This is a genomic window from Polynucleobacter sp. MG-27-Goln-C1, from assembly GCF_018881905.1.
GTDB lineage: Bacteria > Pseudomonadota > Gammaproteobacteria > Burkholderiales > Burkholderiaceae > Polynucleobacter.
On sequence record NZ_JACVPM010000003.1, the window covers coordinates 1 to 23970 of the forward strand.

A 23970-nucleotide genomic window follows, 5' to 3' on the forward strand; every position below is an offset into this window, starting at 1 on the left:
GACGAATATAGCGCTTTCTTATTTAGAAAAAATTTCAACAGATCTTCGGAAGTATTTTGAGATGGGGAATAATAATTCCCCTGAACTTGAAAGAGTAATTTCTAGGCTTGATAATTTTGAACATTTGCTAGTCCAGCTTCACGCAAAAGAGATACAAATGGATAGCCCTAGTCCAAACCTTAAAAAAAATAATTTTGGAATTGCATCGCGTTCAAAATGGAGAACTAGAGCGTTTAATTTTAGGAGAAATATTGTTAATGGAACAGCTGCCGAGCGGGGGAGGTACATAACATACTTATCCAAAAGAATTTTATTTAGAATTGGGTTGATTGGAGATGGTGAAGATAGAAAAAAAATAATTTCGACTATATCGAATATTAAGAAAGCCGGATTAAAGGTGGTGGTATTTCCAGCAACGGTTGATTATTCATACATGATGCAGCGACCTCAAGGTATGGCAGAGGCATTCGCTAATGCAGGCTTTATGGTGATATACGGTACGTTAAATAGGCAAACTGATAATGTCAAAATTCTTAAGGAGGTTTCAGAGAACTTCTATTTATTGAATGAAAACTACTTTTGCTATCTTGGTGAAATTTATAAGGCGGAAGAGATTATCTATTTTTGCATGTGGCCCAATAATATTAAACATGTAGATATACTGCCTCACTCATTCCTTATATACGACGTAATGGATGAGCTTGAGCTTCTTGAATTAGATCCAGAGTCAAGACAGGAGGAGCATGAAAAATTATTAACTGCTGCCGATCTTGTTACAGTTTCATCTGATAATTTATTGAAAATCATCCCAAATGAATTCAGACAAAAAGTTATATTGGTAGGTAATGGTGTATCAAGCGAGTTTATAAGTTTGGTGCAAAAAGGCTCAGACATTCCACATGAGTTGCAAAATCTGGAGGGTTCAACAATAGTTGGATACTATGGGGCAATCGCAGAGTGGATGGATTTTGAATTAATAGAGTTTTTACTGCAAAATAGCCCTGATATATGCTTCGTCTTCATAGGGCCAATTTCACATGATGTAAGCAGCAAGGTCAATTTTTTGGTTAATAAATACAAAAATATAGTTTTATTGCCGAAAAAAAATAGAAATGAATTAATTCCGTATTTAAATCGGTTCAATGTCTGTATTATCCCATTTGTAAAAAATAAAATTACAGACTCCGTGTCTCCAGTAAAATTGTTTGAGTATTTTTCTGCTCAAAAACCAGTCGTTAGCACTGCTATTAATGAAGTATATAAATACAAAGAAATCTTTATAGCACAAGACTATAATCAATTCTTAGATGGAGTTTATATCGCCGCAAATAGTAAAGAAAAAAATAAAAATTTATTGAATGAGGCCTTAGAAAATACCTGGGAATCAAAAGTGAGACAAATCATTAAATTTATATGTTAAATAAAAAAATATTTTTTACCCCTTTGCTATTTTTATCAATAGCGTTTTGCTTTATTCAATACTGTAGAAGTATTACGATTAATAACTATTGGAATGAATATTTAATGTGGGCTGCAGGGTATGCGATAGCCAGTATTTTATTGAGCAAACTAACAAACATTTCAATACCAAAGCTAACTTTTTTTATAATATTAATTATCGGTGTAATGTCAGGTAATGGAGTAAATTTAGCGATTCTTTATTTTATTGCCGCTGCCTCAATCACATTTGGTTACAGAATAAATCACTTTGTGTCTAGTAGCAACCCTGGAACTCTATATAATTTAATGGCTGGAATAGCATTACTGGCCGCCATGGTTGGTTTAAGTTCCCATTTTCCAATTAATTATGCTGGCTTATATGTATCGGTATTAATAATTATCACTGCTGCCTCTTGGAGGCATTTCTCTGAAATTAATCAAATTTTCATTGGTTTTGTAAAAAATAATCCTGCCTTGGAAAAGTCAACGACAGAGTTGCTTTTAGAGGGGTTGATTGGCAGCCTGGCTATTGTCTATTTTTTAATTGCGTTAATGCCTGAGATCGGTTACGACGCATTGGTATCACATTTGGTAGTGCCCGAAAGGATGGCTTACTACCATAAATGGATTTATGACCCAAAAATTTTGATATGGTCTTTGGGTCCACTTAATGCAAACTGGGTTTTCACAATCCCTTACATGATTACAAATTCTGAAGTTGCAGTGCGCATTACTAGCTTAGGATTCTTAGCCATTATTTGTTATTTGATAAGGGATTTAGTGATCACCTTTAATAGATCAAAAAAAGAATATCTAATTGCAATTTTGCTTTTGTTGTCAACACCACTAACTCTCCTTGAGTCCTCAACTCTTTTTACAGATTTGATTTGGACGGCCTATCTTGTGGGTGGGGTGGTAATTTTATTTAAAATTTCACTGGACTTATCACTCCATAGCCAAAAATTTCTTTTTCTTGTCGGTTTATTTTTAGGCATGGCCATGGGGGTAAAGTTAACCACTCTTTTTATCCTTCCCACTATATTTTTACTATATCTATACAACTTAAAAAAACATGGCTTTTTGATTTTAGAATTCTTTAAGTCAATTTTGTTTTTTTTACTGATTGGTTGTATTTCATATGCATACTCATATTGGGTAACTGGAAATCCACTCTTTCCTTTTTACAATGAAATATTTAAATCACCCCTATATCCCCCTGAGAAATTTATTCATCCATTTAAGCCGGGGATTTCATGGGATTTAATTAATCAAATTACATTCAATTCCAAAAATTTCATTGAGGGTGGAAATGGATCCCCTGGGTTTCAATGGGTCTTGCTATTTCTACCCTCATTCCTCTTAATTTTATTCCTTAGGAATAAATGGGTATTGGCGCTATTGTTATTCGCTTCGACTTTTATTCTGGGTGTCTTTAATACTGTTGGATATTTGCGTTATGTTTATCCGGCATTTGTTTTGCTCACAATATTCATCGCAATTGCAATTGGACAGTCAAATAAATTTGGAAGCACAGTAAAAATTATTTTTTCAGCATTAGTTTGCCTTGTATTTTCTTCAAACTTACTATTTTTTAAAGCTGCATCCGGATATAGCGATGTTTCGTTCCCAGTAATTTTTAATAACACCAAGCGAGAGGCCTACATAGAGTCACGAGTACCAATGCGCAAGGCAGTTGCAATTGTTAATGAGCTTAATTTAAATAATTCTCCAGTTGCAATCTTATCAACTGCGCCGTACATTGCTGGCCTGCATGCGATTCCACTGATTGGCTGGTGGTATAACTATAGTTTTTCAAAGGCTATATTTGAAGTAGAGAATAAGAAGCAATTAGCTCTTCTCTTTTCAAGGCATAAAATGGAATATCTATTGCTAGATGACTCATGGAGCACCCCCGAAAGACGTGAGTTAGTAAAAAATTTAACAAGTAGTGTTGAGAAAATTGGAAATATTTCAGTCTTGAAGGTGGATAATGAAATAAATTTCCAATATGATTTGTTACAGAATATAAAATTCCCACAAGATTGGACGCTCGCAGATGGGGCTAAAGTTTTAGAGGGAAAATATTTAAAAGTTACAGTTAATTCCCCGGCGGTAACTATGGTGAGTGTTGGTGAGTTTGAGAAAGTTAAATACATAGCCGAAGCTAAATGTTCGGATCGGGTTACTGATGGTCGATTACAGGTAAATTGGATGGATTCCAAAGGTCAATTTATCTCAACGAGTATTACGACCTTTGAATGTGAGCGGGATTTTAAAAGCTATTCAGTTGAAATGAGATCGCCTCCTAAATCTTCAAATGCGATAGTTTATGCAACATCACATTCGGAAATACCAGTAATTTTCAAAAAAATTAGCGTATTGGAATGATCAATGATTAGTAATGGTAATGTCGCCGTCATTATTCCTGCATATAAGGTTTCAGCTTATATAGTTGATCTGCTTGATTGTCTGAATGATATGGGTTATCTGATTTATGTGGTTGATGATTGTTGTCCGGAATATTCTGGAAAATTGGTTGAGAGTAAATTCTGCCATTCTAAAAATGTTTCAGTGATTTACCACCGTGACAACCAGGGCGTTGGCGGTGCAGTAATGAGTGGATATAGGAAGGCGATTGCAGATGGAGCGGAAATATTAGTTAAGCTAGATGGCGATGGGCAAATGAATCCACGTTTAATTCCGCGCTTAATAAAACCAATAGAGATGGGTACTGCTGATTATGTTAAGGGCAATAGATTCTATAATTTAGAAAAATTAAAAATGATGCCTGTTAACAGAATTATTGGTAATGCGGCCCTCTCTTTCATAACAAAATTGTCCTCCGGATATTGGAATATTTATGATCCTACGAATGGCTTTACCGCTATAGACAGTGCCTTAGCTAGAAATTTACCTTTTGAAAAAATTAGCAAAAGATACTTTTTTGAAAGTGATATGTTGTTTAGATTAAATACGGTTAGAGCCGTAGTGCAGGACATGCCTATGGACGCCCATTATGGCGATGAAAAAAGTAATATGAGGATAGGTAAAATCATTCCTGAATTTATGTATAAAAATCTCAGAAATCTTTTCAAGAGAATATTCTATAACTACTATCTAAGGGATATGACGATTGGATCATTGATGCTTCCTCTGGGTACAGCAATGTTTTTATGGGGCTTTATATTTGGAATTCTAAAGTGGCAACTGGCAATGACTAGCGGATTAAACACCCCAATCGGCACTGTCATGATCTCCGTTCTACCTATTGTTCTGGGCATGCAATTTATTCTTGCGTTTTTAAACGAGGATATATCCTCAGTACCCGCTAAGCCAATAAGTGTCTTTTTGAAATAAATTTGGCATGCTTGATGTAGTTTGCCGATTAGGGTGTATGTGTACAGTATTAATTGGCAAAGATTTTTTACATAGGATGAGTAAATGAAAGCAGTTATTCTTGCAGGCGGATTGGGTACAAGAATTTCCGAGGAAACTGAGAGTAAGCCAAAGCCGATGATTGAAATCGGGGGAATGCCAATCTTATGGCATATTCTGAAGATTTATTCTTCTCATGGTGTGAATGATTTTATTATCTGCTGTGGCTATAAAGGCTATGTCATTAAGGAATATTTTGCCAATTATTTCTTGCATATGTCTGATGTTACCTTCGATATGGCTAGCAATAAAATGGAGGTTCATCATCGCTATGCTGAGCCCTGGAGGATTACTTTAATAGATACAGGTGCTGAAACTTTGACGGGAGGTCGCCTAAAGCGCGTCTCAGAGTTTGTAAAAGATGATGAGGCCTTTTGCTTTACTTATGGTGACGGCGTGAGTGATATTGATATTACAGAGCTAATTAAGTTTCACAACAGCCATGGTAAGAAGGCAACATTGACCGCCGTTTATCCTCCCGGTCGTTTTGGGGCGATAGATATTAGGGCGGATCAACACGTTGCCTCATTTACAGAAAAGCCCAAAGGGGATGGCGGTATGATAAATGGAGGATTTTTTGTCTTATCCCCAAAAGTTATAGATTTGATTAAGGATGATTTTGTAACCTGGGAGCGTGAGCCATTGGAGATTTTGGCTGGAGAGTCTGAAATAATGGCTTACCAGCATAATGGTTTTTGGCAGCCCATGGATACTCTGAGGGATAAAAATTTATTAGAGGCGTTATGGTCCTCTGGTAAGGCCCCATGGAAATCTTGGTAATGAAATCAGCTAATGTCGAACCTCTTTTTTGGAAGAACAGGAAAGTCTTTTTGACGGGCCATACTGGATTTAAGGGGAGCTGGCTTTCTCTCTGGTTGTCTTCAATGGGTGCTGATGTAACGGGTTATGCATTAGCGCCTAATACAACTCCAAATCTATTTGATGTTTTAGGAGTTAAATCTTTGATTGAAAGATCTCATATTGCCGATATTCGTGATTTGGCATGCCTTCAGGCGGCTATTTCAGATGCAAAGCCGGAGATAGTAATCCATATGGCTGCTCAACCGCTAGTACGATATTCCTACGTCAAACCAGTGGAAACTTATGCTACAAACATAATGGGTACGGTGCATGTATTAGAAAGTTGCCGTAATGCCGATTCCGTTCGCGCTACAGTAGTAGTGACTACTGATAAATGTTACGAAAATAAGGAATGGGTTTGGGGATATCGCGAGAATGAGGCGATGGGAGGATATGACCCATACAGCAATAGCAAGGGATGTGCTGAGTTAGTTACTTCTGCATATAGACAATCTTTTTTCTCTGGTATAAATTCAAGAAATTCAGTCGCATCCGCCAGAGCAGGTAATGTAATCGGCGGAGGGGATTGGTCTGAGGATCGCTTAATCCCGGATGCGATTAAGGCATTTGAAGCTTGTGAGTCATTAAGGATTCGCAATCCTTTGTCAACGCGTCCCTGGCAGCATGTTTTAGAGCCTCTTTCGGGTTATTTGGTTCTCTCCCAAGCTCTTTATGAGAATGGCTCGACCTTTGCATCAGGATGGAACCTTGGCCCATCTGATAGCAGTAATTGCACGGTGCAAGAGGTGATTGAACTTTTGATTTCTAAGTGGGGGGGCGAAGCCACATGGGAAAAAGAGGGTTTTGAGCAACCACATGAAGCTTGCTATCTGAAGCTAGATTGCGCTAAGGCGCATACACAACTAGGTTGGGCCCCTAAGTGGGATTTGGAAACGTCAATTCAAAAAACTGTTAGTTGGCAAAAATCATTTCAAACTAAGGAAAATATGCAAGAGATCAGTCTTGCTCAAATTAATCAATATATGAACTCAAAATCATGAATACACAAACAATAAGCATAGATAAGCTGGAGCAAGAGAGAATACGCAAACAAATTGCAGCATTGGTTGAGCAATATGCCGCTATCGAGTTTGCGCCAAAAAATTTTGAAATGGGGCTAACAACTATTCCACCATCTGGAAAATTAATTGGCGTTGAAGAGCTAAAAAATATGGTGGATGCTTCTCTTGATGGTTGGTTAACTACTGGTCGATTTAATGAGCAGTTCGAGAAAAATTTAGCCAAGTTTTTGGGGGTTAAATATGCGATTACAGTTAATTCCGGCTCCTCTGCTAACTTGGTAGCATTTTCAACTTTGACGTCCTCTAAGTTGGGTGATCGAGCAATCCAAAAAGGTGATGAGGTGATTGGTGTTGCAGCAGGCTTTCCAACAACGGTAAATCCGATCCTGCAGTTTGGGGCTGTCCCAGTTTTTGTGGATGTAGATCCTATCACTCACAACATAGACGCTACTAAGATTGAGGCTGCTATTTCCCCAAAGACTAAGGCCATTATGTTGGCGCATTCTTTGGGAAATCCATTTAATCTTGATGTTGTTACCGCATTATGTAAAAAATATAATCTATGGTTAGTTGAGGATTGTTGTGATGCTCTGGGGAGTATGTACAGGGGGCAGATGGTGGGGACTTTTGGTGATATTGCTACTTTAAGTTTTTATCCGGCTCACCACATTACGATGGGGGAGGGGGGCGCAGTTTTTACCAACAATCGTGAGTTGAAGCAAATTGCTGAAAGTTTTCGTGATTGGGGTCGTGATTGCTACTGTCCTCCAGGAAAAGACAATACCTGCGGTAAACGTTTTTGCTGGAAATTAGGAAATCTGCCTGAGGGTTACGATCATAAATATACCTATAGTCACTTAGGTTATAACCTTAAGATTACCGATATGCAAGCTGCTTGTGCTTTAGCGCAGCTTGAGAAGTTACCGATGTTTATCCAGGCTCGAAAAGATAATTTTAAATTTTTGAAAGATCGCTTGAGTTCATGCGAAGAATTTTTGCAGTTACCGCAGGCTACAGAGCATACAGACCCATCTTGGTTTGGATTTCCAATTGCGGTTAAGGATAATGCTCCTGTAAGCAGGGATGAATTGACTGCATATTTAGATCAAAGCAAGGTGGGCACAAGGCTACTATTTGCTGGAAATTTAACAAGACAACCCTACATGGCTAATGTAAATTATCGAATTTCTGGGGATTTAATTAACTCAGATCGGGTCATGAATAATGTTTTCTGGGTTGGTGTTCAGCCTGCGCTCACTAGAGAAATGCTTGAATTTGTGGCAATAAAAATTGAAACGTATTTGGGGGTAAATTTTTAAATTTTTGTATGCAAAAAATTAACGAAATTTTGCCAAAAACTTGGTTGGTCAGCTTGGATCGTCTAGATGATTCGCGCGGCACCTTTGTGAAAACTTTATCTAAATCTATGTTGCATGAGCTTAATTTTGATTTTTTAATGCATGAGGAATACTACTCAGTTTCGAATAAAGATGTAGTGCGAGGTATGCATTTTCAAGTCCCACCCCATGATCACGTGAAGATTGTTTATTGTCCAAAAGGGGCAGTTCTTGATGTACTTTTAGACTTAAGACCTGGCCCTACTTACGGAAAAACGAAATCAATGCTACTCGAGGCATCCTCACCTTCATTGCTGATCATTCCTCAGGGCATTGCTCATGGATTTAAATCATTGGCCGATGGGAGTCTATTAGTCTACAAGACTAGTTCAGAATATGCACCCAAATATGATGCTGGGATTATTTGGAATAGCTTTAGTTTTGATTGGGGGATAAAGAATCCAATTTTATCTAGCCGAGACTTATCACATCCTTCTTTTGAAGATTTTCAGACCCCCTTTCCTTGTGTATGAGGATTTTTCTGACTGGTGGGACTGGTTTTATAGGCTGCCATTTTATAAACCTTGCGCATTCTTGTGGCATTGAGATAGTGGCATTAAGGCGTCCGGGGTCTCACTCTAGACTGCCTCTATTGAAGCAGCCCATTTGGGTCGATGGTCATTTGGACGGCGATCTTACAGAACATTTATTGGGTATAGAGGTATTAGTTCATTTGGCCTCTCATACCCCCAACCCTCCTTATGATGTTCTTTCAAGATGTTTGTATTGGAATGTATATGCAAGCATTAGATTGGCTGAACAAGCAAGGCAATGTGGTGTTGATAAATTTATTGTGGCTGGGTCGTGCTTTGAGTATGGAGACTCTGCTGGTAGATATGAGAAGATTCCAGTAGATGCCCCTTTATTGCCAAATTTGTCGTATCCAATTTCAAAGGCCGCAGCTTCTGAAGCCTTTATAGGGTTTGCCACTGAAAATCAGGTTAAATTAACCATACTTCGCTTATTTCAGGTTTTTGGGGATGGGGAGCAAGAGTCTCGGTTCTGGCCTTCGTTGAAACATGCGGCACTCTCAGGAAAAGATTTTTCAATGAGCTTGGGCGAGCAGGTAAGGGATTTTATTCATGTGAGTGACGTTGCCAAAGAATTCATTAAAGCCCTAAGTTTCGAAAATGCAAAACCTGGCAATGCCATGGTAAAAAATATTGGTTCGGGTACGGCGCTGACTCTACGTGAATTTGCAGAGATCTGGTGGAGGGAATGGGGGGCATCTGGGAGCTTAAGATTTGGAGAGGTCCCTTATCGTAAGAATGAAGTTATGCGATTAGTGCCAGAAATTTCCAATTTTAAAAAAGATGAATCAAGTTAACGAATGGCCAGCTAGTTGTGAAAATGCATTAGTAGGGTTTTTAGATAAAAGCATATTCGAGGTGCGTACCTCATTTGTGTTGGATTAACTAAAAAGCAGCAATGATCACGAATAATTTTTTAAAAAAAATCTCTAATGACTAAAATATTATTTGCTTGTTAGGCGAATTAATTTATAGATATCTGTAGGTTTTAGTGTTTTAAATGGAGAGTATTTATTTCTAGGATCCATTAGTTCTTGACGAAGTTAACGGATCTCAATCCTGTGACCTATATATTTCTTCGATAATTGCGGGTTGAGTTAACTCGCGTTCTAAATAAATTCGCCCAATATACTCCCCAATGACCCCTAAAATCAGAAAGTTTATTCCAAAAGAAAACAACACTATAGTGATTGTGAAAGCTACCCCAGATGCGAATGGGGCACCAAGATACAATTTAGCAATAACTATATAAAATACTAGCAAAAAAGAAGTGGCAGAAAATAAAAATCCAAAGATGCTTGCCAATCTTAAAGGCGTAATATTCCCACTTACAAGTCCATCTCTTGCATAAGAAAAATAATGTGGATAATTTACCTTGGAGGTTCCTCGTTTTCTGATTCCTCGATCATATGGCACCCCTTTAGACTTAAACCCTAGGCGTGTTATGAGCCCTGGTAGATAGGGGTCAAATTTTGTTTTTTTAAGCTCCTCAATCACGCACCTATCCAAAAACCAAGAGCCGGTTTCTAGCTGAACTTGATAACCCTTGATGCTATTTTCAATTCGCCTATATGCCTTTCTGAATGCACTAAACAGGCTGCTCTCCACCCTGGTTATTCTTTTTCCATACACAACTTTGAAGCCGCCCTCCCAATAATGCAAAAAATCTAGCAAAAGACTTGGGGGGTCTTGAAGATCGCAGTCAAAAATCACGCAAGCGTCATCTGGTGAATTAATAAAACCCGTATAAATCGATTTCATATAACCAAAATTTCTAGAGTACTTAATTAAAGTTATATTCTTGTTTATTAAACCTAAGCTTTTGATTTTTTCGCAGGTATCATCTTCGCTATTGTTATCAACAAAAATGTAATTAAACTGGTACCTATCTCTATATGGGAGAGTGCATTTGTTAAATTCTAAAAAAAAATCCTCTACATTTTCAGACTCATTGTAGACAGGACATAAAATTGAGACAGTTTTAAGCACTTTATACCTCGCTCTTAAAAACTGATGATTGTGATAGCTTTCCAGAAATCTGAAGCCCTCTTAATATGCAGTCATCAGACCAATAATACTTCCATTGACCAAATCTTCCTGCCAAGATAAGATCCCCCGTTGAAAATTTTCTGGATGCAACTGAGTGCCAATCTTCATTGGGCTCTAAATCATCAGCTTCTCTTAACAAGCCGAACTTGGAAAGCCAATCAAGAACGATTTCTTGGTTGGCTCGTCTATCTTTATTAAAAATTACATTTGCGTAAGGAATATATTTATAAGTTGCCTTATTAATGCCGTCTAGCAACTTCATTTGTAAAACTTCCTCGCAAACCTTAGCCGTTATTTCTTCGTAGCTCATATTGAATGGTTTGAACGTGGATTCATAAACCTCAACTTGTATACCTATTTTATCTGCGGGGGTGTTATTGGGAGATAACTTATTTATACAGTGTAATCGGGTGCTCATTTTATTTTCATCGTACACATACATCCAGTGAAAATTAACATTAAGCTGGCTCGATGCTTCGATATTTATCAACAATACTGACGTGCATGATAGTTTTTTAGAGGCATCCCTTACCTCGGATGGAGCATCAGCCAAATATATTAATTGTGGTAGCGGGATTGTGCTGATTAATTTTTTATAATTATGTGTTTTCCCATTGGAGAAATGTAAAAGTTTATTCTTTAAATCAATTTTAGATACGATATGTTCAAAACTGATATCTGAACCCTCTCTCAATAAGCTCGCATAACTATAGAATCCCCCTTGGTTAGGGTAGGAAACCTCATCAACATAGTGGGCTCCGATAACTTGATTTCCATGATAGCCGTTAAGTACGGCATCGGACGAGGGCTTAAAAACCCTATTACCTATCCAGTCGACATCCAGCTCACTTGGTGCTTGTGTCCAATATTTTTTTGTATATGCCCATGGAAAGTTAACGCTAAAAACAGTTCCAAAAGCCTCCTTTAACCAATCTGCATAGTCTTTAGGGTTCGCTACACTCTTCTGGGCTGATTGATGCATAAAGCTGTTCAAGCACTCGGTTCGCAATGGCTCCGGAACATATCTTAAGTTAGATTGGACTGGGTGGGGTACCAATGAGCCGTTAAAATAATTTAAGATAGTAGTCTGAAATTTTGAAGCGCCGCTGCTGACGCTCTTGGTCAATAGTTTTTTTATGTAAGGGTGCTTTGTAAAAGAAACATGCGGGCCCTCATCCCAATAAAATTTGTTTTCTTCGTGTGTGTAAGCATGCCCGCCTGCGTGATTCTTAGCCTCAAAGATGTGACACAAATCATGCCCAATATGGTACGAACAGCTAAGTCCAGCTAAGCCTGCCCCTAAAATGGTATATTCATTATCCATGAGAAAAAAATTAGCAGAAAAAATGAAATTTGTTCATAAAATTAATCAGCATTTAAATATATTAGTATTTGGATTTTTTTCAATTATTTTTATATGTATAACTTACTTAAGGGTAAATACGCCAATTTCAATGATGGGCGATACTGGTTTATTATATTCATTGCTGGAAAGCATCCATAATGGAAATGGGCAATATACTCAAATCTTTGCAAGTATATCAGATTTGATTTTTACATCTAATTTGCCATCGGCCCCACTTGAAAAAGTTTGTGAAATGGGGGTAAGTAGTTTTTCATACACCGAAGAGCAGATGGATTTTTTCAAATACCACACTTACTATATCCTATACCCAATATCACTATTAGTATATTTATTTAAAACGCCTTATGTAGTGCAGGGTTTAAATATACTTGCGTTTTTTTCATTATTGTTCATATCATTTTTTATATTATCAAGGCTAACTCAATCAAGGCTTATTGCGCTTCTGGGCATTAGTTGCGTTGCCTTACATCCTGCTTGGTCCCAATCTATCATTGGGCAACCATACATCGATAGGTTATTTCTTCCAGTAGGTCTATTGATATACTATTTTGCAGAAAATAATAAATTAAAATCCCTCCTGTTTTCAATCTTAGTCGGATGCCTTATCAATGAAAAATGCATTTTATATATAGCAGTTTTTTTAGTTGCACATTCAGTTTTATTTTTTAAAAAAGATTTTTTAAGATATAGAATATTTGAGTTTATCCTTGGCTTATTATTACTATTATTATTTTATATAATTACAAAGCTTGTAATTAATAATGCTTATTATTCAAGTGCAATACCCAAGGACATTTCATCGTTAATAATGTATTTTAATGATGAAAGATTCCTTAATGGATCTATATCATTAATATTAATTAGCTTCATATTTATAGTGGTACCACTATTTAAGAATTTCAGATATGCATTGATATCAATCATAATGCTACTACCTAACATAATAGGAAATATTGGCGGCGCCGAAAAAACAGGATTTTCTACTCACTATCATTCACTTTACTTCCCATTTTTAGTATATGGCTTTTTAGTTGGATTTGCATCAATAAAAAAATTTAGTATGTCAATAATAAATACATTTATATTATATTTATTTATATTTATTAATATAGCAATTTTTTATTCTACTTATAATATTAACTCTGATCAAATTTTAAGTGTAAAACTTAAATATAATAATTTAACATTATATTCAAGCTTAAAGAATCTTATTATTAGCAGGCAATCTAATGCACATATTCAAAAAATATTATTTGAAAACATTCCAAAAAATGCGAATATTTCTTCTATCGAAGCGGGTATGCCTTATTTATTTAAATATCAAAATGTTAATTATTATCCATTAAATATTGGAAAATCTGATTTTTTAGTGGTCAAATTTAACCCCCATAGTCAGCCAAAACTGATTGAAGGATACTCTAGTTATCAGGGTGAAACCCATCAGAAAAGTGCAAACATATGCCTTACTCAAAGTATTATCAAGCAAAATTTTGACTTAGATAATCCAGTATTTTTTTCAAACTCAGGGCTTGCTCTGATTAAAAAAATACCTTCTAATTAGTTTTGATGCTGAATTAATTAAATCTTATTTGGAGTAATTTTTATCTTGGCTGTTGGCCAATTTCCAAATGAAATGATTGAAGAATATATCTGATTTGAAAATTAACGATGAGGTAAGGGTCGCATGAAAAAAATTCTCTGTATTGTGGGGACAAGGCCAGAAGCAATCAAGATGGCACCTGTAATTAATTTGTTGAAATCTGACAAATCCATTCAGGTCCGAGTATTGGCTACAGCGCAGCATAGACAAATGCTCGATCAGGTTTTAAATATATTTAACATAGAGCCAGACCTCGATCTTGATGTTATGCGCCCAAATCAAGATTTAACGACCCTCACTGCTAGATTACTTAACGGTTTAAATGACGTATTAATTGTAGAAAAGCCAGATATAGTTCTGGCACAAGGGGATACTACAACCGTATTTACTGCAGCGCTTGCATCTTTTTACCATAAAATTCCATTCGGTCACATCGAAGCTGGATTAAGAACCTGGGATATAAATAATCCATTTCCCGAGGAGATGAATAGGGTTTTGGTAAGTAAAATTACTAATTGGCACTTTGCCCCAACAGAGCGGTCTAAGTTAAATTTATTGGCAGAAGGAGTTCAGGAAGATAGGATCTTTGTTACTGGAAACACAGTTATTGATGCATTGTTTAGTGTAATAAAAAAATCAGCAGAAATTTCATCTGGGATAGACCCTATTAAAAGGCTGATATTGGTTACAGTGCATCGCCGTGAAAATTTTGGCAAGCCTTTCGAGGATATTTGCGCCGCATTAATAACTTTGCTAGAAAATAATTCTGATATACAAGTGCTATTTCCAGTGCATCCAAATCCAAATATACAAGAATATGCTAATAAGATTTTTGGAGGTCATCCCAGAATTGTGATGTGCAAACCTTTGGATTACCTGCCCTTTATCAATGCAATGCAAAGAGCTTTTCTGATTTTAAGTGACTCTGGTGGCGTTCAGGAGGAGGCTCCTGCTTTAGGAAAGCCGGTGTTAGTCCTAAGGGAGGCAACCGAAAGGCCTGAGGCAGTTGAGACGGGCGCTGTTAAGCTAATTGGCGTTAAGTATGAAGTTATTGTTAGTGAGGTGCAAAAATTACTAGATGACAATAATATGTACGAATCTATGCTAAAAGGTGGCTCTCCCTATGGGGATGGCCGTGCTGCTAGCAGAATTATTGATGTATTGCATAAATATTTTGACAAGCAAAAGATTGTTGAGGGTTAATTGCTTATTGGAACCCAAGCTGAGTCGAATGTAATGGGCAGGACAATTCTTTACATTATGAATGTGGATTGGGACTGGATAAAGCAACGGCCTCATTTCTTGGCGGAAAAGCTTTCAGCATCTAACAATGTCTATGTTTTCTATCCTTACACGTGGAGAAGATCAAATCTTGTTCGCAATCCGAGAGAAGGCGTTAAGCTGTTTCCATTATTTCGACTGCCCTTTGGTGGAAGATTAAAAATAATAAAGAGGATAAATTTTTGGATATGGAAATTCTATTTTTCGATATTGTTGAAATTCAAAAATTTTGATTTTATTTGGATTTCATCACCAGAAATATTTGAAACTTTACCCATCAATATCACTCCGGAGATAATTTATGATTGCATGGATGATGTTTTAGGTTTTTATAAAAATCAGCATAGCTACGAATATATCTTAGAGGCTGAGGAGAGATTGATAAAGAAAAGTAAGCATATTTTTTGCTCTAGCACTAATCTTGCAAATAAAATACTTAGACGGGGTGGCCATGAAGATAAATATACAGTTGTATTTAATGGCTTTGAGCCGATTAATTCAGTAATAAACAGCCAAATAAACAGATCTAATATTAGATATGATTTATTCAGAATTGGCTATATTGGAACAATATCTTCGTGGTTCGATTTTTCAGTCATTTTAGAGGCTGTTATAAAATTACCTAATGTAATTTTTTATATTATTGGACCCGAAGAAAATCTTATTGAGTCCAAGCCCGATCATGAGAGAATAGTATTTCTAGGGCCTATCCAACATAATGAATTACATCAATATTCGATAGAACTAAATCTTCTAGTGATGCCCTTTATAGTAAATTCCCTGGTGAAATCAGTTGATCCAGTAAAAATTTATGAATATATATATTTTGATAAGCCGATAGTATCTGTTTATTACGCAGGCTTGGAAAAATTTGAACGATTTGTTGATTTTTACATCGATAAAAATGAATTCGTATCTATAATCAAAAAGTATTTAAATGGTAGTGCAAAAAAGAAATATTCTTCATTGGAAAGGGAGTCATTTCTTTTGGAAAATTCATGGGATAAGCGCTGCCTTGATATTTGCTCGACGTTAAGCCGCCTATAAATTTTAAGGTAGTAGACGGATTTTGGTGCGTAAGCCTATGTTTGAAAAATAGATGAGTGGAGAATGAATGAGGCGATTAATAAACTTGTTAAGCGATCCAATGATAAGAGGTATGGATATTGAGGGCGTAAGTCGCTTAGATGCACATCATAAAATGCTCAAAAAAAAACGCATGTTGAGAGAGGTTTTTGATGAGTTTCACCACCTATTTAAGCAATTGAATTTGAAGTTTTTAAATGGCCATGGACTTGAGATAGAGCTTGGGTCCGGAGTTTCATTGATGAGGGATAAATACCCTGAGGTATTGGCAACAGATATTGTTAATGCTCCGCATCTCGATAGAGTTCTAAATGCCGAAAAGATGGACCTAGAAGATTGCTCAGTAAGAGTGCTGTACGGTCAGAATTGTTTCCATCACTTTCTGCATCCAGACAAATTCTTCGGGGAGTTAGAGCGTGTTCTAGTTCCTGGTGGCGGATTTATTATGCTTGATCCTTACCATGGTCCATTTGCTCAATTTTTGTTCAAGCGATTATTTAAAACAGAGGGATTTGATAAAAAATTTCCGTCTTGGGAAACTCCGCTATGTGCGCCAATGCACGGAGCGAACCAAGCATTGAGTTATATCGTATTCGAGAGGGATAGGGTTAAATTTGAACAAAAATATCCTTCGCTGAAAATTGTCCATAAGCAGACTCTTGGCAATTATTTAAAGTATCTATTGTCTGGGGGATTAAATTTTAGACAGATTCTTCCTGATAAATTGACGGGTACGGTAAGCTTCCTTGAAAAAATATTAACCCCCTTTCAGTCTGTCTTAGCTTTGCATCATGTTGTTGTTATCCAAAAGCTAGAACGATGACCTTTCTAAAATATTTAGCGGTGCAGGTATTGGCTTATGTCATCGATATGGGGGGTTTTATATTAATCGTAAGTTTGACATTTATTAGTCCCATTGGTGCTAATGTCCTCTCGAAATTTTTTGCTGGCATCTTCGCATTTACTGTACAAAGAAAATTTACCTTTAAGATTCCAGCTAATTATCAAACGCGTAAACAGGCTGCACTCTACTTTTTAGTATTAATTATTAATATTCCAATTGCTAGTACAGTACTTTTTCTGGCGCTCTATCTAGTATCCGATGCTGTTTTAGCAAAATTTTTATCAGACATAGCTTGTGTTGGGATCTCATATCTGCTGAGTAAGCACCTTATTTTTTCTAAAACCCATAGCACTGCTGATAATTTAGGATTTTTAAAGGGATGAAGATAGCAGTTACTGGATCAACGGGTTATATAGGCAAAAGATTGTTGCTCGCCGCCTTAAAGAGGGGGCACCAAGTTATTTCCCTATCTCGAGTGCCAAGCTCAACATTCGCAACAAATTGGATTAAATATGATTTAGGATCCTACGAACCTCTAAATTTGCCTTTGGATGTTGATGCCATCGTTCATCTTGCTGCAAATACATCATTTAATAGTGGATTAACCGAGCGTGAGGAAATTGATGCTGCCGCACGAGTCATAGATATTGCAAGAGCTAGAGGCATCAGGTGTATCTTTATATCGAGTCAAACCGCACGAAGTGATGCTCCTACCACCTACGGTAGGATTAAATTTCAAATTGAACAAATGGTGATTGACTCAGGTGGTTTTGTTATTAGGCCTGGACTAGTCTATGGCGGCCCTTCCAATGGCCTATATGGAGAGCTTGTGAGATTGGTCAAAAAGTTCCATTTTTTACCTTTGTTTTTGCCGGGCCCGCGAATTCAGCCAATTCATGTTGATGATCTGGTGATAGGTATTCTTAAGGTTGCAGAATGTTCGAATAACGCCATTAATTCTATTGTGATGCTTGGCAGTGTAAATTCAATATCCTTTTCTTATTTTTTACGAAGTGTTGCGAGATATCGTTTGCGTGTATCAAGAATTTATATTCCCTTCCCTTCGATTATTATTCGCTATCTGGCAGGGATCTTTGAGAAAATTGGTGGCGGCCTAAACCGACTAAATTCCTTATTCAATCTAGTCGAGATGCGGACTGAAAATGATTTAAGTTTTCTCGATTTGAATTTGAGGCCATTAGATTCTGGTTTAAATTGCTCTGGATCAAATAGGAGGCGAAAATTACTTCTTGAGGGACTTGCATTTTATTCATATATAGATGGTGCTAAAGCAAAAAATATAAACATACGTTATTACGTCAGAATTATTGAAAAGCTTCGTAATGCAATCGCGCTCGATCTTCCATTGTGGCCTAAAACATGGCCGCTCTGGATTACTCTTCTTGATAGAAAAAAAATAAAGAAATATCCATGGATTGAAGAATTTAAATGGAGGCTTAAGGCTACTACATTATTAGCCGAGGCAAGTACGGATGGCGCTTTACATTTTATTGATCCAAAAGGTGGTGGGTTTATGCGTAGCCTTTTTGGAATTTTTGGAGCTTTATTATGTGAAATTTTGTTATTAATATGCAAATTCCTGTTCGCCCCATTATTGCAGTTAATAATTTTTAGAAAACTTGAATCGAATCATGAGTTATGAATCCTGATTTTGATGTCATTATTGTCGGTAGTGGACCCTCAGGAGTCTCAGCTGCATTTCCATTGCTTAACGCTGGCTTAAGAGTGTTAATGGTTGATGGTGGTGCGGCGCCAACTCAAACTTTTCCTATTGAGGACTTTATTTCTTGGCGTAGTAACGACAAATACCAGTTTAAGCGAATGGTGGGGGATGATTATCATGCGCTCAAGACGCATGATAGCGATTCTCCAAAGTTAAGAATTCCTTCGCTTGGATATGTTTTCGATCAATTTAAAGTAGTAAATAAAATTAATAGCGACGGTTTTGTGGCGGTAGGATCACTTGCTACTGGTGGTCTTTCTAATGCATGGGGATGTGGGGTAGCTCAATATTCAAATGAAGAGTTGGAATCTTTTCCATTCCCAGCATCAGATATCAAGAAATCCTATGAGGATGTAGTCGCCAGGATCGGTATTAGCGGGGGCTGTGATGATGATATGTCATCTTATTTTGGACTTGATCAGTGGAGCCAGCCGCCTATAGATTTGGACGACATTCATAAGCACTTTCTCAGTAGATTCCAAAAGTCAAGAGAGCACTTGCTGGGTCTTGGATTTAGACTTGGCCGTACGCGATTAGCGGTATTGAGTAAAGATTTTAAGGGTCGACAGGGCTGTAGTTTGACGGGAAATTGTTTGTGGGGTTGCTATAGAAAATCAATGTACTCCGCAAGCGATGAATTGCCAGTATTAATGAAGTTTAGTAACTTTAAATACATGCCAGGTTTTGTTGTTTCAGATCTATTCAATAAAAGTGATGACATTACTGGCATCAGAGGAAAAAATATTTCTCAAAATTGTTATGAAGAAATTACAGCTTCAAAAATACTACTTGGGGCAGGTACTTTGGCTTCGACTAGATTGGCGCTGAAGTTGCTTGGGTATCTTGAATCATTTAATTTACTATCTTGCCCAACGGCTGCTTTTATGATGTGGATCCCTCGATATTTTGGTCAAATTAGAAAATCAACATTTGGCTCTGGCCAGCTAGCCTTTAATATTAAAACTGATAAGGGTGTTTCAGCCTATGGGGCCACCTTCCCAACTACCGCAATACCAGTTTCGGAATTTGTGACTCATATGCCGATGGGTGTGAGGGCTAGTATAAGTTTTTTGAGAAACATACTAAGCTCCTGCGTTATTGGCAACCTTTTTTTGCCAGGCAGATTTGGGGGTGCAAAAGGTCAATTAGATAAATTAGGGGAGCTTAACTTAAGTTACTCGAAGGATCCTTCGATAGACGATTCAATGATGGGAGTTGCTAAGGTTTTGCGTTCAAGCTATGCAAAGCTAGGAGGGTTTATATTGCCCGGAAGCTTTACTGTGGGGCGTCCAGGAGGAGATATCCATTACTCCGGAACTATGCCTATGAGTTCAGTACCAAATGTTGGTGAGACCAATCCAAATGGGGTGGTGATTGGCGCAAAAAATATTCACATTATTGATGGAGCTTGCTTGCCGCTGTTGTCAGAAAAGCCGCATACTTTGACGATCATGGCAAATGCGGATCGTATTGGAAAAGTTGTGGCTAATGAATTGAGGAAAAGGGGTGCATAACGATCCCTTTGGTTGCAGTTAATAATTGGAGTATTTTGGTTTTCTTTTGGTGGGGGCATGATGGGTTCAATAAAGTTAGAAAATTTTGATCATGACGGGCTTCAGGAGCAAATTGCTGTTGGTAAAACTGTTTATTCATCGCCAGAAGTTGTAGATTCGGACCACATTAGATGGAAGCACCTTAATGGCCCTTATGGGAAATCTATTGCAATCACCTTAAGGGATGGGAAGGGTATATTACTTGGACGCTCCTTTCTTCAGCCCAGAAAATTTAGGATTAGCAAAACCCTTTCTTGTAATGGAGCTTTGGTTACTGATTTAGTGATTGATCCACTTGCAAGAAATGCATCTACTCTAATAGGAATGACTCGTGCAATAACATCTCCTGCTGGAATTGAATTGGTGGCCCATACATCAAATGAAGTTAGTGATTTGATTTATCAAAAATTATTTAAGTTTCCCGTTGCATGTAAATTAATGGCGTTGGGGCTGCCTTTATATTTTGCAAAAGTCCTGAAGCCGCACTTAAAAAACCTCAGAGCGCTTAATGTCATCGACTATTTATTTGCACCCTGGAGATGGGGTCTGATTGGTATCTCAAGTACTTTTGTAGCCCTAAGTGGGGTGGACTTCATGGCGCGCCCCATGGAGTCTGAGTCGCTAGAAGTGTTTGATGGGTTTCAGGAAATTTCTGGAAGCCATTTTGAAAGAAGTCTTGCATTTCATAGGTGGCGTTTTGGGGAGGGCCCTATTTTTAATGGTGAGATTAAGTGGATTAAATCTGCTGGAATATGCATTGGATGCGTTGTTTTTAAGCAGGTTGAAATAGGCGGGCTAAACGCATGCGTGCTAATGGATATTGTTATGCGCAGGAATTTAACTGGGTTGGAGAAAATGGCCATAAAGCTATTAGCGGTTAAATTTTCCCTTAAATTAACTAGTGATGTTTTATTTACTTTAGTTAATACTGATAATCCTGCATTAAAATGGCTTATAGGTTTTCCATTTATCGTTATTCCAGATCGGTTATTGCCTCACCCAACCCCAATTTTCATTCATTCCTCAGAGGAAATATACCCATCATCAAATCATAAAAGCATTTATTTAACGCTTGCAGATCTAGATTATTTTTAACAGCGCAACTATTGAATTGGAACAAATATGAAAAAATTGGCTCAGAGTATTGTGAGTGAGGCAATCATTGAGGTTAATCTTGATCAGGATCTCGATGGCAAGATAATAAATTCCCCAGAGATTTTATTATTAAATTCCCAAAGTAATGTTGATTCCTTGACTCTCGTTAGGTTGTTGATTGCGGTTGAGCGGTTAATTGAAGAAAAAACTGGAAAATCTGTTGTGGTGGTTGATGAGTCTACATTTGAAGCTGAGGAAAGTCCATTTTCTACCGTTGGCACTCTGATGGCTCATGTTGAAAGATTGTTGATTTAATGCTGGGCTCAAATAACTCTCTGTTAGTAACTGGTTCTAGTCGCGGGCTCGGAATGTTATTGGCTGAAACATATTTAAGTATGGGCATGAAAGTATTCGGCTGTTCCCGTAATGCTTCTACTATTGAGCATCAAAACTATCGGCACTTCGTGCTCGATATCTCTGATGAGGCAAGCATTATCTCTATGTTTAAAGAAATTTCTTTGCTCAAAATTAGGCTTGATTTAGTCATCAATAATGCGGGCATGACTCAATCTAGCTTAGGAATCTTAACGAGAGCTAAAGCTGCTAGCGAAATAATTAATACAAATATTTTAGGCACTTTTTTAATTACTCGCGAGGCGCTAAAGTTGATGCAGCGCCAACATTACGGGCGAATAGTAAATTTTTCATCAATTAATGTACCGCTGGGTAGTGTTGGTAGTTCAATTTACAACGCTAGTAAGGCGGCAATGGAGTCTATGGCTACAACCCTTTCCCGGGAGAATGCTAAGGCTGATATCACCATCAATACTATAGGACTTTCAGTAGTTGACAAGACGGGAATGTCGGATTCCTTGACCCCAAAAGCCCTTGCTGAAAAGCAGCGCCTATTAATAAAACCTGATCTTATAAAGGTTGAAGAAATTATTCATGCAATAAACTTCTTGGCCTCTCCTTTATCTAAAAATATTTGTGCTCAAACTATTTATTTTGGTGGTGCATGAGTAATACTTATCAAGTTGCTGCGGTAGTTAATGGGGCTTGGAAGCAGAATTGCTATCTACTTACTAATGAAAAGCATGAGCTGATCATTATTGATCCAGGAAGCAATGCAGGGGAAATTATTTCTCGCATTAACGATCTTGATGCAACTCCATTGGCAATATTGAATACTCATGCGCACTATGATCATATTGGAGCGGTTTCAGCTTTAGTCCAAAAATTCAGCATCCCCTTTTATTTGCATAAAAAAGATGAGGGGTTAATGAAGCAAGCCAATTTATATAAAATTTTATTTGAGTCCAAGGATAGTATTGCAATCCCACTTTTTGATAAAGACTTGGCTACAGAGGAAAAAATATTTTTTATTGGGGATTTTAAGATTGAGATAATTCATACACCCGGCCATACTCCGGGGGGCGTTTGTATAGTGGCTGATAACAATATTTTTGGTGGTGATACATTGATGTATGGCGGACCAGGAAGCACTCATTTGCCTGGTGGGGATATTCGGGAGATGGAATCAAGTATGGATACTTTGCGCCAATTGCCTGGGGAGTTCTTGGTCTACCCGGGGCATGGGCGGCCATTTACCTTAAATACTTTTTGGAGTAAGAACTTTGCTTCACAGTCTTGATATCGGAATAGAGGGTGTGGAGTTTTGTTTGGGACAAAACTCAGTTTCTAATTCACAACTACAAGAAGAAAATCCATCTTGGGATATGTCAAAAACATTAGAAAGGTCAGGGGTAAAGTCTCGTCCTGTGGCCATCCCAGGAACAACTGCGCTTGATTTGGCATATGAGGCGGCTAATAAGCTACTAAATCAATTGAAGTGTCCCTCAAGCGAGATTGACGCATTAATTTTTTGCACCCAAACGCCAGACTATGTGCTGCCACCAAATTCATCTTTGCTGCATGGTCGATTAAATTTAGCTTCCAATGTAATGGCATTTGATATTAGCCATGCTTGCTCTGGTTTTATATATGGCCTTGGTATAGCTCGTAGTTTGGTTGCTAGTGGCACAGCAAAGAAAGTACTCTTGATCACTGCGGACACATACACTAGGTTGATTCACCCTGCCGATAGATCGATACGTCCACTTTTTGGTGATGGAGCGGCGGCCACTATAGTTTCTTCGGGCAATTTGGTTATGAAGATTAAGGATATGAGTTTTGGAACTGCGGGAAAAAAAGCCGATAGATTCATTGTCGAGGCGGGTGGCGCAAGAAATGAAGCCCCTATTTCTGAGGAAGTTATTCTAGATCGTAGCGGTAGAATTACAAGTTCAAGGCATATTTCGATGGATGGTTTGGGGCTTTTAAGTTATTTCAACAATGTAATTCCTATATCAGTTTTGGGGCTTTTGGAAAAAAATGGTAAGAACGTCTCAGACGTATCCCTATTCTTATTTCACCAGGCTAGCCGACTTGCTTTGGAAGGGATTATGCGTAGTTTAAAAATCCCTGATAATAAAATGATTATCGATATGGAGGAGACTGGAAATTTAGTCTCATCATCTATACCGGTATTACTTTCACGACTGCTTAAGGGTGGCGCTATTCCTGAAGGTGAGCCCGTCATTTTGTGTGGTTTTGGTGTTGGCTTATCTTGGGGAACTGCCCTGGTTGAATTTTAAGGAGTCTCAT

General features: G+C 37.5%; 22 protein-coding genes. 20 read left to right on the plus strand and 2 right to left on the minus strand.

Annotated elements, in window-relative coordinates:
• The 8 genes from ICN14_RS08125 to ICN14_RS08160 all read left to right on the plus strand — a co-directional run.
• Positions 1-1420 (plus strand): hypothetical protein (locus ICN14_RS08125; protein WP_216225977.1); only part of this gene is annotated, 1420 nt, incomplete at its 5' end.
• A complete protein-coding gene (locus ICN14_RS08130; protein WP_216225978.1) occupies positions 1414-3828 on the plus strand; it encodes a hypothetical protein in 2415 nt (804 codons plus the stop codon). The genes ICN14_RS08125 and ICN14_RS08130, both read left to right, overlap by 7 nt.
• A gap of 3 nt (positions 3829-3831) precedes the next feature.
• Positions 3832-4797 (plus strand): glycosyltransferase family 2 protein, encoded by a 966-nt coding sequence (locus ICN14_RS08135; RefSeq protein ID WP_216225979.1) that lies wholly within the window; start codon positions 3832-3834, stop codon positions 4795-4797.
• A gap of 84 nt (positions 4798-4881) precedes the next feature.
• Complete coding sequence (rfbF, locus tag ICN14_RS08140) at positions 4882-5655, plus strand: glucose-1-phosphate cytidylyltransferase (RefSeq protein WP_216225980.1); 774 nt, start codon at positions 4882-4884, stop codon at positions 5653-5655.
• Positions 5655-6737, plus strand: coding sequence for a CDP-glucose 4,6-dehydratase (gene rfbG, locus ICN14_RS08145; protein WP_216225981.1), 1083 nt, complete (start codon positions 5655-5657; stop codon positions 6735-6737). The genes rfbF and rfbG overlap by 1 nt, the downstream gene beginning before the upstream one ends.
• Positions 6734-8077, plus strand: coding sequence for a lipopolysaccharide biosynthesis protein RfbH (gene rfbH, locus ICN14_RS08150; RefSeq protein WP_370624832.1), 1344 nt, complete (start codon positions 6734-6736; stop codon positions 8075-8077). The genes rfbG and rfbH overlap by 4 nt, the downstream gene beginning before the upstream one ends.
• Positions 8078-8085: 8 nt before the next feature.
• Entirely contained in the window at positions 8086-8628 is a 543-nt protein-coding gene (locus tag ICN14_RS08155; RefSeq protein WP_255536019.1) for a dTDP-4-dehydrorhamnose 3,5-epimerase family protein, read from the plus strand.
• Positions 8625-9482, plus strand: coding sequence for an NAD(P)-dependent oxidoreductase (locus tag ICN14_RS08160; RefSeq protein ID WP_216225983.1), 858 nt, complete (start codon positions 8625-8627; stop codon positions 9480-9482). The genes ICN14_RS08155 and ICN14_RS08160 overlap by 4 nt, the downstream gene beginning before the upstream one ends.
• A 256-nt stretch (positions 9483-9738) precedes the next feature.
• Here ICN14_RS08160 and ICN14_RS08165 read toward each other — a convergent pair whose 3' ends face one another.
• Together ICN14_RS08165 and ICN14_RS08170 are read right to left on the minus strand one after the other, a co-directional pair.
• Positions 9739-10674, minus strand: a complete 936-nt coding sequence (locus ICN14_RS08165; RefSeq protein WP_216225984.1) for a glycosyltransferase — start codon at positions 10672-10674, stop codon at positions 9739-9741.
• Position 10675: 1 nt separating this feature from the next.
• On the minus strand, positions 10676-12058 hold the full coding sequence (locus ICN14_RS08170; RefSeq protein WP_216225985.1) for an NAD(P)/FAD-dependent oxidoreductase: 1383 nt from the start codon (positions 12056-12058) through the stop codon (positions 10676-10678).
• On the opposite strand from ICN14_RS08170, the gene ICN14_RS08175 reads away from it, so the two are divergent.
• The 12 genes from ICN14_RS08175 (at position 12057) to ICN14_RS08230 (ending at position 23960) form a co-directional block, all read left to right on the plus strand.
• A complete protein-coding gene (locus ICN14_RS08175) occupies positions 12057-13661 on the plus strand; it encodes a hypothetical protein (RefSeq protein WP_216225986.1) in 1605 nt (534 codons plus the stop codon). The genes ICN14_RS08170 and ICN14_RS08175 overlap by 2 nt on opposite strands.
• A 123-nt stretch (positions 13662-13784) precedes the next feature.
• On the plus strand, positions 13785-14903 hold the full coding sequence (gene wecB / locus ICN14_RS08180; protein WP_216225987.1) for a non-hydrolyzing UDP-N-acetylglucosamine 2-epimerase: 1119 nt from the start codon (positions 13785-13787) through the stop codon (positions 14901-14903).
• A 57-nt stretch (positions 14904-14960) separates the two neighbouring features.
• Positions 14961-16028, plus strand: coding sequence for a hypothetical protein (locus tag ICN14_RS08185; protein WP_216225988.1), 1068 nt, complete (start codon positions 14961-14963; stop codon positions 16026-16028).
• Between the two features lie 67 nt (positions 16029-16095).
• Positions 16096-16890, plus strand: coding sequence for a class I SAM-dependent methyltransferase (locus tag ICN14_RS08190; protein ID WP_216225989.1), 795 nt, complete (start codon positions 16096-16098; stop codon positions 16888-16890).
• Positions 16887-17294: a GtrA family protein gene (locus ICN14_RS08195; RefSeq protein WP_216225990.1), complete on the plus strand. Its 408-nt coding sequence runs from the start codon at positions 16887-16889 to the stop codon at positions 17292-17294. Before ICN14_RS08190 ends, ICN14_RS08195 begins: the two co-directional genes overlap by 4 nt.
• On the plus strand, positions 17291-18574 hold the full coding sequence (locus tag ICN14_RS08200; protein WP_216225991.1) for an NAD(P)-dependent oxidoreductase: 1284 nt from the start codon (positions 17291-17293) through the stop codon (positions 18572-18574). The genes ICN14_RS08195 and ICN14_RS08200 overlap by 4 nt, the downstream gene beginning before the upstream one ends.
• Positions 18571-20169: a GMC oxidoreductase gene (locus tag ICN14_RS08205; protein ID WP_216225992.1), complete on the plus strand. Its 1599-nt coding sequence runs from the start codon at positions 18571-18573 to the stop codon at positions 20167-20169. Before ICN14_RS08200 ends, ICN14_RS08205 begins: the two co-directional genes overlap by 4 nt.
• Before the next feature lie 12 nt (positions 20170-20181).
• Entirely contained in the window at positions 20182-21303 is a 1122-nt protein-coding gene (locus ICN14_RS08210; protein WP_216225993.1) for a hypothetical protein, read from the plus strand.
• 27 nt (positions 21304-21330) lie between these two features.
• The gene (locus tag ICN14_RS08215; RefSeq protein WP_216225994.1) at positions 21331-21618 is read left to right on the plus strand and encodes a hypothetical protein; all 288 of its coding nucleotides are present in this window, start codon (positions 21331-21333) and stop codon (positions 21616-21618) included.
• The gene (locus ICN14_RS08220; RefSeq protein ID WP_255536020.1) at positions 21618-22325 is read left to right on the plus strand and encodes an SDR family oxidoreductase; all 708 of its coding nucleotides are present in this window, start codon (positions 21618-21620) and stop codon (positions 22323-22325) included. The genes ICN14_RS08215 and ICN14_RS08220 overlap by 1 nt, the downstream gene beginning before the upstream one ends.
• A complete protein-coding gene (locus tag ICN14_RS08225; protein ID WP_216225996.1) occupies positions 22322-22957 on the plus strand; it encodes an MBL fold metallo-hydrolase in 636 nt (211 codons plus the stop codon). Before ICN14_RS08220 ends, ICN14_RS08225 begins: the two co-directional genes overlap by 4 nt.
• Positions 22941-23960 carry a 3-oxoacyl-ACP synthase III family protein gene (locus ICN14_RS08230; RefSeq protein WP_216225997.1) on the plus strand — a complete coding sequence of 340 codons (1020 nt, stop codon included), beginning with the start codon at positions 22941-22943 and terminating at the stop codon, positions 23958-23960. The genes ICN14_RS08225 and ICN14_RS08230 overlap by 17 nt, the downstream gene beginning before the upstream one ends.
• Positions 23961-23970: the final 10 nt, after the last annotated feature.